At 67.4% G+C, this 18,349-nt stretch carries 17 protein-coding genes and 2 pseudogenes; 6 read left to right on the top strand and 13 right to left on the bottom strand.

What is annotated here, in order from left to right:
* From LK409_RS06390 to LK409_RS06375, 4 genes are all read right to left on the bottom strand, one after another.
* Positions 1-1,104 (bottom strand): polyamine ABC transporter substrate-binding protein, encoded by a 1,104-nt coding sequence (locus LK409_RS06390; RefSeq protein WP_003813262.1) that lies wholly within the window; start codon positions 1,102-1,104, stop codon positions 1-3.
* A 131-nt stretch (positions 1,105-1,235) separates the two neighbouring features.
* Positions 1,236-1,970, bottom strand: coding sequence for a 3-deoxy-D-manno-octulosonic acid kinase (locus LK409_RS06385; RefSeq protein ID WP_010928153.1), 735 nt, complete (start codon positions 1,968-1,970; stop codon positions 1,236-1,238).
* Complete coding sequence (locus LK409_RS06380) at positions 1,960-2,385, bottom strand: group II truncated hemoglobin (RefSeq protein ID WP_003813267.1); 426 nt, start codon at positions 2,383-2,385, stop codon at positions 1,960-1,962. Before LK409_RS06380 ends, LK409_RS06385 begins: the two co-directional genes overlap by 11 nt.
* Positions 2,385-4,916, bottom strand: coding sequence for an ABC transporter permease (locus tag LK409_RS06375; protein WP_010928152.1), 2,532 nt, complete (start codon positions 4,914-4,916; stop codon positions 2,385-2,387). Before LK409_RS06375 ends, LK409_RS06380 begins: the two co-directional genes overlap by 1 nt.
* Positions 4,917-5,030: 114 nt before the next feature.
* On the opposite strand from LK409_RS06375, the gene LK409_RS06370 reads away from it, so the two are divergent.
* From LK409_RS06370 to LK409_RS06345, 6 genes and pseudogenes are all read left to right on the top strand, one after another.
* Positions 5,031-6,017, top strand: a complete 987-nt coding sequence (locus LK409_RS06370) for a TRAP transporter substrate-binding protein (protein WP_010928151.1) — start codon at positions 5,031-5,033, stop codon at positions 6,015-6,017.
* Positions 6,018-6,102: 85 nt separating this feature from the next.
* Entirely contained in the window at positions 6,103-6,603 is a 501-nt protein-coding gene (locus LK409_RS06365) for a TRAP transporter small permease (RefSeq protein WP_003813272.1), read from the top strand.
* Between the two features lie 40 nt (positions 6,604-6,643).
* Positions 6,644-7,921 (top strand): TRAP transporter large permease, encoded by a 1,278-nt coding sequence (locus LK409_RS06360; RefSeq protein WP_010926811.1) that lies wholly within the window; start codon positions 6,644-6,646, stop codon positions 7,919-7,921.
* Positions 7,922-8,060: 139 nt separating this feature from the next.
* Complete coding sequence (locus LK409_RS06355) at positions 8,061-8,693, top strand: fimbrial protein (RefSeq protein WP_010928150.1); 633 nt, start codon at positions 8,061-8,063, stop codon at positions 8,691-8,693.
* Positions 8,694-8,802: 109 nt separating this feature from the next.
* Entirely contained in the window at positions 8,803-9,393 is a 591-nt protein-coding gene (locus LK409_RS06350) for a fimbrial protein (protein ID WP_010928149.1), read from the top strand.
* Between the two features lie 145 nt (positions 9,394-9,538).
* Positions 9,539-10,160: pseudogene (locus LK409_RS06345) on the top strand (fimbrial protein).
* A gap of 53 nt (positions 10,161-10,213) precedes the next feature.
* Here the strand turns inward: LK409_RS06345 and paaK are convergent.
* From paaK to paaA, 9 genes and pseudogenes are all read right to left on the bottom strand, one after another.
* Positions 10,214-11,527: pseudogene (gene paaK / locus LK409_RS06340) on the bottom strand (phenylacetate--CoA ligase PaaK).
* Between the two features lie 74 nt (positions 11,528-11,601).
* A complete protein-coding gene (gene paaI / locus LK409_RS06335; protein WP_003813284.1) occupies positions 11,602-12,072 on the bottom strand; it encodes a hydroxyphenylacetyl-CoA thioesterase PaaI in 471 nt (156 codons plus the stop codon).
* Positions 12,072-12,860 (bottom strand): 2-(1,2-epoxy-1,2-dihydrophenyl)acetyl-CoA isomerase PaaG, encoded by a 789-nt coding sequence (gene paaG / locus LK409_RS06330; protein WP_010928147.1) that lies wholly within the window; start codon positions 12,858-12,860, stop codon positions 12,072-12,074. The genes paaI and paaG overlap by 1 nt, the downstream gene beginning before the upstream one ends.
* Positions 12,861-12,870: 10 nt before the next feature.
* On the bottom strand, positions 12,871-14,535 hold the full coding sequence (gene paaN, locus LK409_RS06325) for a phenylacetic acid degradation protein PaaN (protein ID WP_010928146.1): 1,665 nt from the start codon (positions 14,533-14,535) through the stop codon (positions 12,871-12,873).
* Between the two features lie 50 nt (positions 14,536-14,585).
* Positions 14,586-15,674, bottom strand: a complete 1,089-nt coding sequence (gene paaE / locus LK409_RS06320; protein ID WP_003813290.1) for a 1,2-phenylacetyl-CoA epoxidase subunit PaaE — start codon at positions 15,672-15,674, stop codon at positions 14,586-14,588.
* Positions 15,675-15,685: 11 nt separating this feature from the next.
* Complete coding sequence (paaD, locus tag LK409_RS06315; protein WP_003813291.1) at positions 15,686-16,192, bottom strand: 1,2-phenylacetyl-CoA epoxidase subunit PaaD; 507 nt, start codon at positions 16,190-16,192, stop codon at positions 15,686-15,688.
* Entirely contained in the window at positions 16,189-16,953 is a 765-nt protein-coding gene (gene paaC / locus LK409_RS06310; protein ID WP_003813293.1) for a 1,2-phenylacetyl-CoA epoxidase subunit PaaC, read from the bottom strand. Before paaC ends, paaD begins: the two co-directional genes overlap by 4 nt.
* A 15-nt stretch (positions 16,954-16,968) precedes the next feature.
* Positions 16,969-17,253, bottom strand: a complete 285-nt coding sequence (paaB, locus tag LK409_RS06305; protein ID WP_010928145.1) for a 1,2-phenylacetyl-CoA epoxidase subunit PaaB — start codon at positions 17,251-17,253, stop codon at positions 16,969-16,971.
* Between the two features lie 64 nt (positions 17,254-17,317).
* The gene (gene paaA, locus LK409_RS06300; RefSeq protein WP_010928144.1) at positions 17,318-18,301 is read right to left on the bottom strand and encodes a 1,2-phenylacetyl-CoA epoxidase subunit PaaA; all 984 of its coding nucleotides are present in this window, start codon (positions 18,299-18,301) and stop codon (positions 17,318-17,320) included.
* Positions 18,302-18,349 lie beyond the last annotated feature (48 nt).

Below are 18,349 nucleotides of genomic sequence, written 5' to 3'. Positions count from 1 at the left end.
TCAGCGTCCGGACTTCAGTTCGGCCCACATGCGCGTCTGCAGGCGCTGCACGTTCAGCGGCTGGGCCTTGATCACGTACAGGGTCTTGGACACGTCGGCGGGCGGGTAGATCATCGGGTTGTCGGCCACGTCCTTGACCACGAACTCGCGCGCCGCCTTGTTGGCGTTGGGATAGAACATGGTGTTGGTGATGGCCGCGTGCACCTGCGGCGTCTCGATATAGTTGATGAAGGCGTGCGCCTCCTCGGGATGCGGGGCGTCCTTGGGAATGGCCATCACGTCGAACCAGGCGGGCGCGCCGCCCTTCGGGATGAAGTAATTGATCTCGTACGGCTTCCTGGCCTCCTGGGCCCGGCGGCGCGCGATCATCACGTCGCCCGAAAAGCCGTAGACCATGCACAGGTCGCCCACCGCCAGCTCGTCGATATAGCCCGACGAGCTGAACTGACGGATATAGGGCCGGATCTGCTTGAGCAGGGCCAGGGCTTCCTTGTAGTCGTCCGTGTTGGCGCTGTTGGGATCCTTGCCCAGGTATTTGAGCACCGCCGGGAACACCTGCGCGGCCTCGTCCAGCATGGAGATGCCGCACTCCTTCAGCTTGGCGGCGTTCTCGGGCTTGAACAGCATGTCCCAATTGGCCAGGTCCACGCCCTCGCCCATGATCTGCCTGACCTTGGTGACGTTGTAGCCCAGCCCGTTGGTGCCGTAGCCCCACGGGATCACGTACTGGTTGCCCGGGTCGATGGTGGCGACCAGCGCCATGACGTCGGGGTCGAGATTCTTCCAGTTGGGGATCTTGGACTTGTCCAGCTTCTGGTACAGCCCGCCCTCGATCTGGCGCGACGCATAGTGGGTCGAGGGCACGACCACGTCGTAGCCCGACTTGCCCGTCAGCAGTTTGGCCTGCAGGGTATCGTTGTTGTCATAGACGTCATAACGCACCTTGATGCCGGTTTCCTTCTCGAAACCGGGGATGGTGTCGGGCGCCGTATATTCGGCCCAGTTGTAGACGTTGACGACCTTGTCTTGCGCCGCTGCCGGCGACATCGCCGCCGCCAGCACTGCGCCGCCCAATACGCAGCGCAACCGTGCCGAGAATTTCATCGCGAACCCCCTGCCATGATGCGATTTTCGAGAATTGCCAAAAGGCGGAATCATAAAGCCTTTTAGGAGCGGGCTGGTCGCAAATCCAGCCCTGAACAAGCAGTTTTCGCCCGCGCGCTACGCCGGGCGGCTCATGCCCTTGCGGTCCCGCGCGCCCAGGCGGCCCGGTAGGCCGGCTCCAGCCTCTGCCAGAAGGCCTGCCCCCGCTCGCCGCCGACCTTGACGAGGGAACGGCGCAGGCGCGCCAGGTTGCCCTGGCGCCCCCGCTCGGACACGCCGCCGGCCGTGCCCCGGTCGAAATCGATCAGCCATGCCAGCCCGCCCGGGTCCAGCAGGATATTGAAGGCGTTCAGGTCGGCATGCCAGACGCCCGCCCGGTGCATGGCCGCGATGGCGCGCGCCACCGCCTCCCAGGCGGGCTCGTCGAGCAGGCTGGCCAGCGGCCGGGCCGCCGGGATGCGCTCGACCAGGATCGCCGCCCGGTACGTCAGGCCGTGGCGCCAGTAGCCGGCCGCCAGCGGCGCCGGCACGGCCAGGCCCTGCTCGCGCATGTGCGCCAGCAGGCGGTACTCGCGCAGGCCGCGGGTACGCGCCTCGCCTTGCCACACATAGGCATCGCGGCTGACGCGCGCCGCCAGGCCGCCGCGCCGGTAGCCGCGCAGCACACCCTGCCAGCCGGGCGTGGCGACGAACCACGCCGCCTGCCTGCCGCCCGCCGCCACCGGCTGCGCGGCTGCGCCATAGCTGGACGGATCGAACAGCGCCGGCCCGGGCGCCTCGATACGCGCCGCGTCGTACAGCATGGCGCCGGCCGGCGCCTCGCGCCAGGCCAGGCGTTCGGTGCGCGCCCGGGTATCAGCCGGCACGGTTGCGCATCCAGTCGGCCGTGCCGTAGAAGGCCTGCAGCAGGCGATCGACCAGGGCCGCGGGCAATTGCTGGTCCTGCATGGCGCGGCCCATGCACGCCACCCACTGGTCGCGCTCGATCTCCCCGATCGAGAACGGCAGGTGCCGCGCGCGCAGGCGCGGATGGCCGAAGCGCTCGATATAGTGGTCCGGACCGCCGAAGTAGCCGCACAGGAACCAGAACAGCTTGTCGCGCGCCTGCTCCAGGCTGGGGCCATGGGCATCGCGCAGCGCCTTGAAGTCGGACTCCATGTCCATCAGGTCGTAGAACCGGTCGACCAGCTCGCGCACGCCGGGCTCGCCGCCGAGCATGTCGAAAACGGTCTTGGAGGTGTCCAGCGGCTCGGAAATCGGCTGGACGCGGGTCGTCGTCATTACGCTTCTCGCAAAGTAACCAGCGGCGGCGTGCGCAGCACGCCCCGCAAAGCCAGGGCGCCGCCAGCCCACGCCCCCAGCATGCCGGCCAGTGCGCCGGCCAGCCAGGGCCACCACTGCAGGCTGATGGCGAAATCGAATACCTGGGTCGACAGCACCCAGGCCACGGCGGTGGCGCCGCCGGCGGCCAGCAGGCCCGCCAGGCCACCCACCGCCAGCAGTTCCAGGCGCTGCGCGCGGGCCAGTTGGCGGCGGGTCGCGCCCAGCGCGCGCAGCACCGCGGCCTCGCGCACGCGTTCGTCGCGGGTGGCCGTCAGCGCGGCCGCCAGCACCAGCACGCCGGCCGCCAGTGTAAACAAGAACAACAGCTGCACGGCCTTGACCACTTCGTCCAGCACGGTCTGCAATTGCCCGAGGATCGCCCCCACGTCGAACACGGTCAGGTTGGGAAAGGCCTGCACCAGGTCGCGCAGCACGGCGGCCTTGGCGGGCGGCAGGTGGAACGAGGTGATCCAGCTCTGCGGCGCGTCGGCCAGCGCCTGCGGCGAGAGGATGGCGAAGAAGTTCACGCGCATCGAATCCCAGTCGACCCGGCGGGTGCCGCTGACCACGACCTCGACCTGCTGTCCGGCGATGTCGAATCCCAGCTTGTCGCCCACCGCCAGCTTCAGCGAGCGGGCCAGCCCGGACTCCAGCGACACCTCGGCCGCGTCGGGGCGCAGCCAGCGCCCCTGCTCCACCCGGTTCGACTCGGGCAGCGTATCGCCATAGGACAGGTTGAATTCGCGATCCACCAGCCGCTTGGCGCGCGGCTCGTCGAAATCGTCCGGACCGACCGGCCGGCCGTTGACGCTGACCAGGCGGCCGCGCACCATCGGCCACAGATGGACCTGGCCCAGGCCGGCGTCGGCCAGCCGCTGCATGACGGCGTCGCGCTGGTCGGGTTGCACATTGATCAGGAAACGGTTGGGCGCGTCGGGAGGCAGCGTGCGCTGCCAGCCGGCGATCAGGTCGGTGCGCGTCATGGTCAGCAGCAACAGGGCCATCAGGCCGATTGCCAGCGCGCACACCTGCGTGATGGTGGCCGCCCGGCGCCGCACCACGCCGGCCAGCGCAAAGCGCAAGGCCGGCAGGCCGGCCGCGGCGCGGCGCAGCCGCGCCAGCGCCTGCACGGCCAGCCAGGCCACCAGCGCGAACACGGCGAAGGCTCCCAGGAAACCGCCGGCCACCACCGCGCCCAGGCGCGCGTCGCCGGCAAACCACCAGATGAGCAAACCCAGGCCGACGGCCCCCAAGGCATAGCCGCCCGCGCCACGCGCGCGCAGGCGATCGGCGTCGCGCCGCAGCACCCTGGCCGGCGGCACGTGGCGCAGCTGCGCCAGCGACGGCAGCGCGAAACCCAGCAGCATCAGCAGGCCGGTCAGCACGCCCTGGGCCGCCGGGATCGCCGACGGCGCCGGCAGGCTGGTGTCGATCAGCTGGCCCAGCGCCAGCACCAACCCCTGATGCACCGCATAGCCCAGCAAGCAGCCGACGGCCGAGGCCGCCAGCCCCACCAGCGCGAATTCCAGCACCAGCATGCGCGTCACCTGCGCCTGCACCGCGCCCAGGCAGCGCATGACGGCGATGCCGTCGCGATGCCGCTGCATGAAGCGGCCGGCCGCCAGCGCCACGGCCACCGCCGAAATCAGCACCGCCAGCAGCGCCACCAGCGCCAGGAAGCGCTGCGCCCGGTCCAGGGTGCGCCGCACCTCCGGCCGGCCCGACTCGAGCGTGGCCAGTTTCTGGCCACGCTGCAGATGCTGGCCCAGCCATTGCCCGTAGGCGGCCACGGCGTCGGGCTGCCCGGCCGCCAGCAGGGCATAGCCGATGCGGCTGCCCGGCGCCACCAGTCCGGTGGCGGGCAGGTCGGCGGTGCGCAGCATGACGCGCGACGCCACATTGACGAACTGCATGCCGCGATCGGGCTCGTAGGTGATGACGCGCTCGATGCGCAGCCGGGCATCGCCCAGGCCCAGCGTGTCGCCCACCTGCACGCCCAGCAGCGTCAGCAGCTGGGCGTCGACCCAGACGGCGCCCAGCGCCGGCACATCGCGGGTGGGCGCGTCCTGGGCAAAGGGCGCCTCGGCCACCCGCAGGCTGCCGCGCAGCGGATAGCCCGGCTCGACGGCCTTCAGGGAGGCCAGCTGGGCATTGCCGTTGGCGCTGGCCATGGACGGGAACTGCAAGGTACTGGAAACCGACAGCCCCGCCTGGCGCGCCCGCTGCGCGAACTCGGCCGGCACCGGCTCATCGGCCTCCAGCACCAGGTCGGCGCCCAGCATCTGGCCCGCATCGCGCTCCAGCGCCCGGCCGACCCGGTCGGCCAGGAAGCCCACGCTGGTGACGGCGGCCACCGCCACCACCAGCGCCAGCACCAGCAGGCGCAGCTCGCCGGCGCGCGCGTCGCGCATCATCATGCGCAAACCCAGGCGCAGGGTCGGCAACCAGCCCTGGCGGGCGGGGCTGCGGGCATCAGGGAAATCCATCATCGGGCAATCGTAACCAAGTAGGAGAGTTGTCAGGGAATCCCGCTATCATGCGCGAGGGGCAGTCCGGCGCGACTGTCAAGCAACAATATTAATTAACGAAACGGAGAAGACACTATGCGCAAGTCCTGGCTTGCGGCCGCGACGCTGGCCGCCTGCACCGTTGCCACCTCCCTGCCCGCCGCGGCCCAGACCACCCTGAAAATGGCCTATGCCCTGTCGACCTCGTCGCATTACGGCGCGGGGGCCGAGGCTTTCGCCAAATCCATCGAAGGCGCCTCGGGCGGCAAGTACAAGGTACAGCAATTCGCCAACAGCGCCCTGGGCGGCGAACGTGAGGTTATCGAGGGCCTGCAGATCGGCACCATAGACCTGGCCATCGTCTCGACCGGCGCCACGCTCAATTTCGTGCCCGAGACCGGCGTGTTCGACATCCCGTTCCTGCTGCGCGACCTGCCGCACGCCCGCGCGGTGCTCGACAGCAAGATAGGCCAGGATATGCTGGCGAAGTTCCCCGACCGGGGCATCATCGCCCTGGCCTGGGGCGAACAGGGCTTTCGCCACCTGACCAACAACGTGCGCCCGGTCAAGACGCCGGCCGACGCCAAGGGCCTGAAGATCCGCACCACCGAGAACCCCATCCACATCACGGCATTCCGCCAGATCGGGATCCTGCCCACGCCGATGGCCTGGCCCGAAGTCGCCACCGCCTTGCAGCAGGGTACCATCGACGGCCAGGAGAACCCGCTCTCGGTCATCACCTCGGCCAAGCTGTCGCAGCTGCAGAAGTACCTGTCGCTGACCGGCCATGTATATGGCCCGGCCCTGGTGCTGATGTCCGCCAACGTCTACAACGGCCTGTCGGACGCCGAAAAAGCCAGCTTCAAGGCGGCCGGCAAGGACTCGGCGCAGGCCATGCGCGCCTACGTCGACAACATCGAGCAGACCGGCGTGGAGCAATTGAAGAAGGAAGGCATGGAGGTCAGCGAGGTCGATCGCGCCGCGTTCGCCGCCGCGTTCGCCGCCGCGGTCGAGCCGGCCTACGCCGAGTACTACAAGAAGTTCGACAAACAGCTTATCCAGTCCATTCGCGACACCAAGTAAGCCTGTCCGCACCGCCCGGCCTCCCTCGGCCGGCGCGGCGCCCGGCGGCCCGCCCCGCGGCCGTCCTCCCACCCCGGAAACCATCATGCGACTGCTTTGCACCGCCGAGCGCGCGCTGTTCCGACTGGTTTCGGCAATTGCCCAGATCCTGCTGATTGCCGCCGCCTGCGCCGCGTTCTACCAAGTCATTGCCCGTTTCATCCTGCATTCCCCCGCGGACTGGAGCGAAGTCGCCACGCGCGCGCTGCTGATCTGGACCGTGCTGCTGGGCGTGGCGCTGGCTTTCCGGCACGGCGCCATGATCAGCGTGGAGCTGCTGCGCAACACCCTGCAAGGCGCCGCGCGCCGCCTGCTCGAGCACGCCATTGCCCTGACCTGCATCGCCTTCCTGGCGTTCATCGCCTGGATCGGCGGCCAGATGACCTGGCGCGTGCGCTTCCAGAACGTGCCCAGCCTGGACATTTCCATTTCGTGGATCTATCTGGCGATACCGGTCGGCGCCACGCTGGCGGTCATCGCCGTGCTGGCGCGCTGGCTGGCCGGCGAGCAGGACGACGTACCGGTGCGCAACGACGCGCAGGGCTGAGGCCCGTTCCCATCCCTTCGAGCAACCTGGGCTGTCCATCATGTCGCAGTTGATGATTCTCTCGATGTTGATTTTCTTCGGGCTGTCGGTGCCGGTCGCGGTGGCGATCGGCATCGCGGCCCTGACCGGCGTGTCGGTGGGCGGCCTGCCCTGGCTGGTGGTGGCGCAGCAGATCTACGCGGCCCTGGACAAATACCCGCTGGTGGCCATTCCCTTCTTCATCCTGGCCGGCAACCTGATGGAGGCCGGCGGGATCTCCGAGCGCATGGTCGAATTCGCCAAGAGCCTGGTGGGCGGCATACAGGGCGGCCTGGCGTGCACCTGCGTGCTGACCTGCATGATCTTCGCGGCGGTGGCCGGCTCCAGCGTGGCGACCACCTTCGCGGTGGGCGCGATCCTGATTCCGGCCATGGTCCGCCACGGCTACCCGGCGCCGTTCGCCGCGTCGCTGCAGGCCAGCGCGGCCGAGCTCGGCGTGATCATTCCGCCGTCCATTCCCATGATCCTGTTCGCCGTGTCCACCGACACCTCCACCGGCGAGCTGTTCATCGCAGGCGTCATGCCCGGCGTGCTGATCGGCCTGGCGCTGATGCTGTATGTATGGCTGTACGCGCGCCGCAATGGCCTGGGCAAGCAGGACGGCGCGGGCCGCCTGCCGGTGTGGCAGGCGTTCAAGCGGGCCTGGCTGGCCCTGCTGATGCCGGTCATCATCCTGGGCGGCATCTACGGCGGCGTGTTCACGCCCACCGAGGCGTCGGTGGTCGCGGTCATGTACGCGGTGCTGATAGGCTGGCTGGTCTACCGCCGCCTGTCGTTCGGCCTCATTTCGACCACCCTGCATCGCTCGGTGATCTCGACCGCGGTCATCATGTTCGTGATCGCCAACGCGGGCGTCTTCAGCTTCCTGCTCAACCGCGCCGGCATCCCGGACGCGCTGGGCGTATGGCTGAGCCAGCTGTTCGACAACCACTTCACCTTCCTGATGGGCGTGAACGCGGCGCTGTTCGTGATCGGCATGTTCATCGAGACCTCGGCCTCGGTGGTGGTGCTGGCGCCGCTGCTGCTGCCCGTGGCCATGAAGTTCGGCGTCGAGCCGGTCCACTTCGGCGTCATCATGGTGGTGAACCTGGCACTGGGCATGATCACTCCGCCCTTCGGCGTCAACCTGTTCGCCGCCTGCGCGGTCGCCAAGCTGCCGCTGGAGCGCCTGGTCCGGCCGCTGGTCCCGTTCGTCGGCGTGGTGGTCGCGTGCCTGCTGGTCATTACTTACTGGCCCGGCCTGTCGCTGGGCCTTCGCGACCTGGTCTATGGCCGCTAGTCCCATACGCCCCCCGCGCCTGCGCCTAGGAATAGGCGCAGGCCATCCTCATATAAATCCCACACGACCAACAGCCCGGACCTCAGTCAACTTTTAATATTCTTGTAATCGCATCCTTAGCGACATAGAGATTTATCACGTGAAGCAAGAATTTTCCTCCATCCAGTTCAAGGCGGCGCTTCTGGCCGCCGGCCTGGTCCTCCAGGTTCCCGCCCATGCCAACGATGGCACGATCGTCATCACCGGCGCCATCACCGATACCACCTGCATCATCGAGGACCCCTCAGACCCGAATCACACCAAGGTCGTACAGCTACCCAAAATCTCCAAGAGCGCATTGAAGGTCAAAGGCGACCAGGCCGGCCGCACGCCATTCACGATCAGCCTGAGAGACTGCCCGGCCGATCTCGGCAACGGCGTCAAGGTCTATTTCGAGCCCGGTCCCACCACCAACTACGCCACCGGCGATCTCAAGGCGTACAAGCTGGCCTACGCCACCAACCCCAAGGCCACCCCGCTCAACAGCATCGTTGCGGCAACTCCCGCCACCGGCGTGGAAATCCGGATCTCCAACCTAGACGACAGCAAAATCCCGATGGGCGTCGACGTCACCAACCAGCGCGCACAGGGGTTCAATCCCGTGGAACAAACCGGCGACACCAACAAACGCACCGTGACCATGCGCTACCTCGCCTCGTACGTAAAAGCGGATGGCGACATCCAGGCCAGCGCCATCACCACTTATGTGGGTTTTTCCGTGGTCTATCCTTAAGCAGGCCGCCCGAAAATGAGGTGGGTTCCTACACACCGATCAGCCCCCCCGACCACCTCTAATATTCTTGCTTCCTCCGTAATTCCGGCGCGCTTGCGCCAATACCAGCATGAAGCACTTTCGCCGCCACCGTGGGCTGGCGCTGGCCTGCCTGGCCAGCGCATTGGGCCTGCACACCGCCGTCCATGCCAACGACGGCACGATCGTGATCACCGGCAACATCGTCGACAACACCTGCGAGGTCGTGGATCCGCCGCAGCCCAATCACATCAAGGTGGTGCATCTGCCCAAGATCTCGACAAGCGCGCTCAAGAAGACCGGCGATACCGCCGGCGCGACGCCGTTTTCCATCAAGCTGCAGAACTGCCCCGAATCGCTGGGCAATGGCGTGAAGCTGTACTTCGAGCCCGGTCCGACCACCGACTACAGCACCAGGGACCTGACCGCCTACAAGCTGGCCTACACCGCCAACAGCAACATTGTTGCCGGCCAGGTCGCGGAAGGAGTGCAGATCCGTATCGCCAACCTGGATGGCACCCAGATTCCCATGGGCGAAAACGCCGCGGGCCAGAATGCGCGCGGCTTCGATCCGGTCGCGCAAACCGGGCAACAGGACAAGAAGGAAGTCACCTTGCGCTATCTGGCCGCCTATGTGAAGAAAGCCACAGGCACAATTTCTGCAAGCGCGATAACCACTTAGGTAGGCTTTTCGGTCATCTATCCTTAGATATGAGGCGCGGGGCTTGATAAGGATAAGTCCTATACAAAAGTAAGCCCCCCCCCGCACTTTCTAAAATGCTTGCACTTCGATTCATGTACGGCGCTTTGCGCCGCCTATTGGCCGTATGCAAGCAAAATCCTCCGTTCTTCGCGCCTCGGTCTGCGCTGGTGCCCTCGCCCTTGCCTTCGCGGCGCATGCCGACGATGGCACCATTGTCATTACCGGCACGATCACCGACCAGACCTGCACGATCGAGGACCCGAGCCCCGGTTACATCAAGGTCGTGCACCTGCCCACGATCTCCAAGAGCGCGCTGAAGAACGCCGGCGACGTGGCGGGGCGCACTCGCTTCGATATCAAGCTGAAGGACTGCCCGACCACCGTCAACACTCTCAAGCTGTACTTCGAGCCCGGCCCCACCACCGGATTACGGCACCAAGGATCTGAAAGCCTATAAGCAGGCTTGGTACGTCGACGCCGCAACGCTGCTCAAATCGCCGCCCAGTGGTGTGACCGAAGCCAAGGGGGTGCAGATCCGGCTGATGAACCTGAACGGCAAGCAGATTCCCATGGGCGAGACCGAGCCCAACCAGCATGCCGCGGCATTTTCCGGCACCATGCAAGCCGGCCAGGCGAAGAAATCGTTCACCTTGCAATACCTGGCCGGCTACGTGAAGAAGGCCAGTGGAGAGGTCGAGGCGACCATGCTGACCACCTACGTGGGCTTTTCGGTCGTCTACCCCTGAAACGGCAACGCCGGCCATGGCGGCCGGCGTTGCGCCCTGCGAACCCGCCGCGATCAGCGCGGCCGCTTGTCGATGACGCGCCGCGCCTTGCCCGTCAGGGTACGCTCGACGAAGCCCGTGTCGGCAACCTGCACGCGGGCGCTGACGCCGATGTATGACTTGACCGCATGCTGCAGCTGCTTGCCCAGGCCGGCGCGCTCGGCCTCGGTCAGGGTGGAGAATTCGGCGCGTACCTCGGTGAGGATTTCCAGCTCGTCCAGGTTGCCCGAGCGCGACAGCACCAACTGGTAGTGCGGCGCCAGCTGGGCGATCTTCAGCACCAGCTCCTCGACCTGGATCGGAAACAGGTTCACGCCCCGCACGATCAGCATATCGTCGCTGCGGCCGGTGATCTTGCCGATGCGGCGCATGCTGCGCGAGGTGGGCGGCAGCAGGCGCGTGAGGTCGCGCGTACGATAGCGGATGATGGGCATCGCTTCCTTGGTCAGCGATGTGAACACCAGCTCGCCCGGTTCGCCGTCGGCCACCGGCTCGCCGGTATCCGGATTGACGATCTCGGCATAGAAATGGTCTTCCCACACGACCGGGCCATCCTTGGTTTCGACGCATTCGCTGGCCACGCCCGGCCCCATCACTTCGGACAGGCCATAGATATCGACCGCGTCGATGCCGCCCTCGGCCTCGATGTCCGCCCGCATCTGCCCTGTCCAGGGCTCGGCGCCGAAAATGCCGATGCGCAGCGAGCTTTGGCGCGGGTCCATGCCCTGGCGGCGCTGTTCCTCCAGGATATTGCAGTAATAGGACGGCGTGACCATGATGATGTCGGGCCGGAAGTCGTTGATCAGCTGCACCTGCTTCTCGGTCTGCCCGCCCGACATGGGCACCACCGTGCAGCCCAGCCGCTCGGCGCCGTAATGCGCGCCCAGCCCGCCGGTGAACAGCCCGTAGCCGTAGGCCACGTGCACGATGTCGCCGGGCTTGCCGCCGGCCGCGCGGATCGAGCGCGCCACCAGGTTGGCCCAGTTGTCGAGATCGCGCGCGGTATAGCCCACCACGGTCGGCTTGCCGGTGGTACCGCTGGAGGCATGCACCCGCGACACGCGCTCGCGCGGGACGGCGAACATGCCGAAGGGATAGTTGTCGCGCAGGTCCTGTTTGGTGGTGAACGGAAACCTGGCGATGTCGGACAGCTGCTGCAAATCCTCGGGGTGCACGCCAGCCGCGTCGAATGCCTTCTTGTAATGGGGCACGTTCTGGTAGGCATGGCTGAGCGTCCACTTGAGCCGCTCCAGCTACAAGGCCGCGATCTCGTCGCGGCTGGCGTGCTCGATCGGATCCAACCCCGGCTTGCTCATGGTGGTGGACATGATGGTTTGTCTCCTGAAAATTCCAGTTGCCGGCGGCGCGTTGCCGGCCGCCCTTTTCTTGTCTTTGCGCCGCCTCAGTCCTGCGGCGGCTCGCCCACGACCTGGCCGCGGATCCGGTACGAGCGGCCACGGAATACCGCCACCGAGCGTCCCTGCTGGTTGGTGACGGTCACGTCGTAAATGCCGGTGCGGCCGGCCAGCGACCGCTCCTGCGCCACCGCCGTCAACACGTCGCCCTCCAGGCCCGGGGCCAGGTAATCGATGGTGCAGCCCGACGCCACGGTGCTGACGTTGCGCGAGTTGCACGAAAACGCGAACGCGCTGTCGGCCAGCGCGAAAATAAAGCCGCCGTGGCAGGTCTTGTGGCCGTTGAGCATGTCGGCGCGCACCGGCATGCTCAGCTTGGCGTAGCCCGGGGCGATTTCCACCACCGTCATGCCCAGGCCCTGCGACGCCGCGTCGCCGGCATACATCGTGGCGCCCACGGCGCGTGCCAGTTCGTGCGGATCGCTGGGCACGTCTACGGCAGGAACATGCGCGTTCATTATTTCCCCTTGAATTGCGGTTCGCGTTTATCGAGAAATGCCGCCACGCCCTCGGCGTAGTCGGCGCTGCGGCCCAGCTCGCGCATCATGTCCCGCTCCAGGTCGAGCTGGGTGGACAGATCGTTGCCCAGGCTGGCCTGCAGCGCGCGCTTGGTGAACGCCAGGCCCTTGGTGGGCGCCTGCGCGAAATGGGCGGCCAGTCCGTCGAGCGCGCTGTCGAACTCGTCATCGGCCACGCATTGCCAGATCAGGCCCCAATCCTGCGCCTGCCGGGCGCTCAGCTTGTTGCCCAGCAGGGCCAGGCCCGCGGCGCGGGCGCGGCCGACCAGGCGCGGCAGCGCGAAAGTCCCGCCGGTGTCGGGGATCAACCCCAGCCTGCAGAACGATTGGATGAAACTGGCGGACTCGCGGGCGATCACGATGTCGCCGGCGAGGGCCAGGTTGGCGCCCGCTCCGGCGGCCACGCCATTGACCCCCACCACCACGGGCAGGGGCAGCGCGGCCAGGCGGCGCACCAGCGGTCCGTAGAATTTCTCGACCGTCTCGCCCAGGTCGGGCGGCGCTCCGTCGGCCGTGGGGCGGCGTTCGCTCAGGTCCTGGCCGGCGCAAAAGCCGCGGCCGGCGCCGGTCAGCACCAGCACGCGGGCGCCCTCGCGCTCGATCCGGCCGAGCGCATCGGCCACCTCGCCGTGCATGCGGGCGGTGAAGCTGTTGAGCTTGTCCGGGCGGTTCAGCGTCAGGCGGGCCACGCCGCCGGCCAGCTCGAACAGGATGTCCTGGTAGGTCATGGCTGCCCCCTCAAACGTGGCGGCGGGTTTGCACGACGCGGAACCGGTTGGCGACGAACGCCGAATCGGACAGCGCGGCATTGGCGGCCGGGTTGGCGCCGGTGCCATGGAAATCGCTGAACGCAGCGGTCTGGTTCACGAACACGCCGCCGGTCAGGTTCAGCGACAGCGACACGCCGCTGTGCTCGGCCATGTCCTGCACCCGGGACGCGACCGCCTCGTCGGTGGTATAGGCCGACAGGCTGAGCGCGCCATGCTGACGCACGCTGGCGCCGGCCAGCTCGATGCTGTGGGCGGTGGAATCGGTGGCGACCACGAAGGCGATCGGCCCGAACCACTCCTGTCCGAGCGCGTCGTTGCCGGCGTCGGCGCGCAGCAGCAGCGGCGTATGCACGCGCGCCTGCTCGAATTGCGGGTGCGCCAGCGCCTTGCTGTCGGCCAGCACCGGCAGGCCCAGCTGGCGCGCCTTGCCGATGCGCGCCACCGTCGCGTCGTTCTGGACCGCGCCGGTCAATTCGACCGCCTTGGCCGGGTCGCCGGCCAGCTTGTCCAGGGCGGCTCCCAGCGCCGCGGCCACCTCGTCGAAGCCGACCCGGCCTTCGGCGGTCTGGATGCCGTCGCGCGGCACATAGATATTCTGCGGCGCCGTGCACATCTGGCCGGAATACAGCGCCAGCGAGAACGCCAGATTGCGCGCCACGCCCTTGAGGTCGTCGGTGGAATCGATGAGAACCTGGTTGACGCCGGCCTTCTCGGTATACACCAGGGCCTGGCGGGCGTTCTGCTCCAGCCAGTTGCCGTTGGCGCTGCTGCCGGTGAAGTCGACGATGCGCACCGCCGGATCCAGCGCCAGGCGCTGCGCGGTGTCGTCGCCGGCGGGATGCGCCGCCAGCAGCACCACGTCGGGGTCGAAGCCGGCCTCGCCCAGCACCTCGCGCGCCACCTGGACGGTGAGGGCCAGCGGCAGGATGGCGCCGGGATGCGGCTTGACGATGACCGTGTTGCCGGTGGCCAGGCTGGCGAACAGGCCCGGATAGCCGTTCCAGGTGGGGAAGGTCGAGCAGCCGATCACCAGCGCGATGCCGCGCGGCACCACGGTGAAGCGCTTTTCCATCTTGATGGGGTCGTGCTTGCCCTGCGGCTTTTCCCAGAGCGCCACCCCGGGGATGCGCGACATTTCCTGCCAGGCATAGGTCACGGCCTCGACGCCGCAGTCCTGCGCATGCGGGCCGCCGGCCTGGAAGGCCATCATGAAGGCCTGGCCGGTGGTGTGCTGCACGGCGTGGGCCATCTCGAAGCTGCGGCGGTTCAGGCGCTGGAGGATCTCCAGCGACACGCCCACCCAGGCGCGCGGCCCGGCCCGGCGCCATTGCTCCAGGGCCTTGGACGATGCCGCGACCAGCGCTTCGGGCGCGACCTGCGGATAGGTAATACCCAGTTCGAAGCCGAACGGCGAGACCTCGCCCCCCACGGCGCCCGAGGCTTGCGGCAGGTCCAGCGCGAACGGCTTGCCGCGCAGCGCCTCGAACGCGGCCTGGCCGTCCTGGGCGGCGGTTTCGCCGTAATTGCGCGGGCTGGGCGACTCGGGGAACGGGCTCCAATAGCCGCGCTGCGCGGCGGCTTCCAGCGCTTTCTGCAACATGGGCTGGTGGCGTTCAAAGAAATCTTGGGACACTGCGCTATCTCCGTGATGAATAGTTGTATTGCGTCGCTGGCCGGGACGGCTCAGGTTTCCTGGTCGAAGTCGATGACCAGCCGATCGCTGACCGGGTAGCTCTGGCAGCTGAGCACGAAACCGCGCGCCACTTCGTAATCTTCCAGGGCGAAGTTGGCGTCCATGTCGACTTCGCCTTCGACGACCTTGCAGCGGCAGGTGGAACACACCCCGCCCTTGCACGAATAAGGCAGCTCGACGCCTTGCGCCAGCGCCGAATCGAGCACGCTATCCTTGTTCTTGTCGATGAAAAACGTACGGCTGTGGCCGTCCTGCACAACCGTGACCTCGCACTGGCCCTTGCCGGGCGCGGCGGGCGCGTCGCGTCCGGTGCGCAGCGCCCGCGGCCCCTTGGGCGCGCCAAACAGCTCGAACTTGATATGCGACTTGGGCATGCCGCGCGCCTGCAGGTGCTCGACCACGCTCTCGATCATGGTTTGCGGACCGCACACAAAAGCGTAATCGATATCGCCGGGCCGCATCCAGGCGGTGAGCAGTTGATCGACTTTATCGCCGTCCAGGCGACCATTGAACAGCTCAATGTCCTGGCTTTCGCGGCTCATGATGTAGACCAGCGAGAAGCGCTCCATATAGAGGTTCTTGAGGTCTTCGATTTCCTCGCGAAACAGCACCGAGGACGAGGCGCGGTTGCCGAAGAACAGCGTGAAGCGGCTGCGCGGTTCGGCCGACAGGGCCGACTTCACCAGCGAGAACACCGGCGTGATGCCGCTGCCCACCGCGAACGCCACATAGTGGCGCGCGTTGTCCGGGTCGAAGTCGACGGTGAAGTTGCCCGCCGGCGGCATCACTTCCAGGCTCTGGCCGGGCTGCAGCTCGTGGTTGGCCCAGTTGGAGAACACCCCCTCGTCGACCTTCTTGATGGCCACGCGCAGCACGCCGTCGCCCGGCGCCGAACAGATGGAGTACGAGCGGCGCACCTCCTCGCCGTCCAGGCGGGTGCGCAGGGTCAGGTACTGGCCCGGCCGGAAGCGGAAGTCGCCGGCCAGCTCGGGCGGCAGGTCGAACGTGACCACCACGGCGTCGCGCGTGTTGCGCGCCACCGAAGCGACCTTCAGCATATGGAATGGATTGTGGCTCATGGCGCGGGCATTCAGTGGGGCTTGAAGTAATCGAACGGCTCGCGGCAGGCGACGCAACGGTACAGCGCCTTGCAGGAGGTCGATCCGAAATGGCTGATCAGCCGCGTATCGAGCGAACCGCAGTGCGGGCATTCGATGGCGGGCGCGGCGCGGCGCCGGCTGATGCCGGAAATATCGACGGCGCGCTCGACCGGCGCGGCGATGCCGTACTGCCTGAGCGCGGCGCGGCCGCGCGCGGTCATCCAGTCGGTGGTCCAGGCCGGCGCCAGGCGCGTCTCGACCCGCACGCTGGCCAGGCCGTGGCCGGCCAGCGTGGTCTCGATGTCGTGGGTGATTTCGCGCATGGCCGGACAGCCCGAGTACGTGGGCGTGATGGTGACCACGCAGGTATCGCCGTCCCAGCCGATGTCGCGCACCACGCCGAGATCCACCACCGACAGCACGGGGATCTCCGGGTCGGGCACGCTTTCCAGCCAGGCCAGCACCTGGCCGGCCGGCACCCTGGGCAAGGCGTTCACCACGAGGCTCCGGGATAGGCGCGCTGCAGGTGCTGCATCTCGGCCAGGATGTAGCCCAGGTGCTCGGTATGGCGCCCCTGCCGTCCTCCGCGATGGGCGGGATGGAAGGCCTCGTCCTCCTGCGGCATGGCCAGGGTGGCCTCGTCCAGCACTTCGCGCACCTGCGCCAGCCACTCGTCGCGCAGGCTGGACAGCTCGCAGGCGATGCCGCGCGCGGCAAGATCCTGGTCGATGGCATCGTCGACGAACATCTCGCCCACGTAGGGCCAGGCCGCGTCGATCGCCGCCTGCATCCGCGCGTGGCTGAGCGCCGTGCCATCGCCCAGCCGCACCACCAGGTCGGCGGAACGGCGCGCGTGGTAGGTGACCTCCTTCAACGCCTTGGCGGCAATCGCCGCCACGCGTTCGTCGGCCGACCTGGCCAGGCGGATCAGCAGGAAGTAGTGCCAGGTGTCGAACAGGAACTGGCGCGCCATGGTGTCGCCATAGTGGCCATTGGGCCGCTCGACCAGCAGCAGGTTGCGGAACTGCGGCGCATCGCGCAGGTACGCCAGCCGGTCCTCGTCGCGCCCGGCCCCCTCGACCTCGCCGGCCAGCGTCAGCCACATGCGGGCCTGGCCCAGCAGGTCGAGCGCGGTATTGGTCAGCGCCAGGTCCTCTTCCAGCACGGGCCCGTGGCCGCACCACTGGCCCAGGCGCTGCGACAGCACCAGGGTGGTGTCGCCCAGCCGCAGCAGGTACTCAAACAATGACTTGTCCATGTTCGCCGCCCCGCCCTACATGTGCTTGATTTCGTCGGGCATCGGGAAAAACGTCGGATGCCGGTAGACCTTGCTGTTGGCGGGTTCGAACAGCGGCTCCTTGTCGCCCGGGCTGCTGGCCACGATGTCGGACGCGCGCACGACCCAGATGCTCAGGCCCTCGTTGCGGCGCGTATAGACATCGCGCGCATGGTTGATGGCCATTTCGGCGTCGGGCGCGTGCAGGCTGCCCACATGCTTGTGGGCCAGGCCATGCTGGCTGCGGATGAATACTTCCCAGAGAGGCCAATCTTTGCTCATGATGCGTATCCCTGGCGCGCCGCCTGGGCGCGCCGAAACTGGAATGGAGAAACCGGCGGCGCCGTCAGGCCGCCTTGCGGCGCGCCTGCTTGTCGGCGTGGGCGGCCATTGCCTCGCGCACCCAGGCGCCATCCTCGTGCGCCTTGACGCGGGCGGCCAGGCGTTCGCGGTTGCACGGGCCATGGCCCTTGATCACCGCGTAGAACTCGTCCCAGTCGATCGCGCCGAAATCGTAATGGCCGCGCTCGGCGTTCCACTTCAGGTCGGGATCGGGCACCGTCAGCCCCAGGTACTCGGCCTGCGGCACGGTCTGGTCGACCATTTTCTGGCGCAATTCGTCGTTGGAGAACAGCTTGATCTTCCATTGCATCGACTGCGCGCTGTTGGGCGAGTCGGCGTCGGAGGGGCCGAACATCATCAGCGCCGGCCACCACCAGCGATTGAACGCCTCCTGGCACATGGCCTTCTGCTCGGGCGTGCCGTGCAGGCACATCTGGATCAGCAGATCGTAGCCCTGGCGCTGGTGGAACGACTCTTCCTTGCACACGCGCACCATGGCGCGCGCGTAGGGGCCGTACGAACATCGGCACAGCGGGATCTGGTTGATGATGGCCGAGCCATCGACCAGCCAGCCGATCATGCCGATATCGGCCCACGTCAGGGTGGGATAGTTGAAGATGCTGGAGTACTTGGCGCGGCCCGTGTGCAGATCGTCGATCAGGTCCTCGCGCGAAACGCCCAGCGTCTCGGCCGCGCTGTAGAGATACAGGCCGTGCCCGGCCTCGTCCTGCACCTTGGCCAGCAGGATCGCCTTGCGCTTGAGCGACGGCGCGCGGGTGATCCAGTTGCCCTCGGGCAGCATGCCGACGATCTCGGAATGGGCGTGCTGGGAAATCTGGCGCACCAAGGTCTTGCGATAGGCCTCGGGCATCCAGTCCTTGGGTTCGATGCGCACCCCGTCGTCGATACGGCGCGCCTGCTCGGGGCCTTCCAGCTGATCGACATGCTTGACCTTGCCGCCCCCGGTTTCGACCAATTGAGCGTACATATCTGTCTCCTGCGGCGGGGCTGCGCCAGGCGCTGGCGCGCCCGGACT

It is taken from the genome of Bordetella parapertussis, assembly GCF_020735925.1.
In the GTDB taxonomy this organism is placed as follows: Bacteria; Pseudomonadota; Gammaproteobacteria; order Burkholderiales; family Burkholderiaceae_B; genus Bordetella; species Bordetella pertussis.
Note: the sequence above shows the minus strand (reverse complement) of the source record. Positions and strands in the feature narration are given on the sequence as shown.

What these genes read in the sequence shown, in the direction of transcription:
- paaA (WP_010928144.1), bottom strand. Translation starts at nt 18,301, where the DNA reads ATGTACGCTCAATTGGTCGAAACCGGGGGCGGCAAGGTCAAGCATGTC.
- LK409_RS06370 (WP_010928151.1), top strand. Translation starts at nt 5,031, where the DNA reads ATGCGCAAGTCCTGGCTTGCGGCCGCGACGCTGGCCGCCTGCACCGTT.
- paaE (WP_003813290.1), bottom strand. Translation starts at nt 15,674, where the DNA reads ATGAGCCACAATCCATTCCATATGCTGAAGGTCGCTTCGGTGGCGCGC.
- paaB (WP_010928145.1), bottom strand. Translation starts at nt 17,253, where the DNA reads ATGAGCAAAGATTGGCCTCTCTGGGAAGTATTCATCCGCAGCCAGCAT.
- LK409_RS06360 (WP_010926811.1), top strand. Translation starts at nt 6,644, where the DNA reads ATGTCGCAGTTGATGATTCTCTCGATGTTGATTTTCTTCGGGCTGTCG.
- LK409_RS06380 (WP_003813267.1), bottom strand. Translation starts at nt 2,385, where the DNA reads ATGACGACGACCCGCGTCCAGCCGATTTCCGAGCCGCTGGACACCTCC.
- paaI (WP_003813284.1), bottom strand. Translation starts at nt 12,072, where the DNA reads ATGAACGCGCATGTTCCTGCCGTAGACGTGCCCAGCGATCCGCACGAA.
- LK409_RS06365 (WP_003813272.1), top strand. Translation starts at nt 6,103, where the DNA reads ATGCGACTGCTTTGCACCGCCGAGCGCGCGCTGTTCCGACTGGTTTCG.
- LK409_RS06350 (WP_010928149.1), top strand. Translation starts at nt 8,803, where the DNA reads ATGAAGCACTTTCGCCGCCACCGTGGGCTGGCGCTGGCCTGCCTGGCC.
- paaC (WP_003813293.1), bottom strand. Translation starts at nt 16,953, where the DNA reads ATGGACAAGTCATTGTTTGAGTACCTGCTGCGGCTGGGCGACACCACC.
- LK409_RS06390 (WP_003813262.1), bottom strand. Translation starts at nt 1,104, where the DNA reads ATGAAATTCTCGGCACGGTTGCGCTGCGTATTGGGCGGCGCAGTGCTG.
- LK409_RS06375 (WP_010928152.1), bottom strand. Translation starts at nt 4,916, where the DNA reads ATGATGGATTTCCCTGATGCCCGCAGCCCCGCCCGCCAGGGCTGGTTG.
- paaG (WP_010928147.1), bottom strand. Translation starts at nt 12,860, where the DNA reads ATGACCTACCAGGACATCCTGTTCGAGCTGGCCGGCGGCGTGGCCCGC.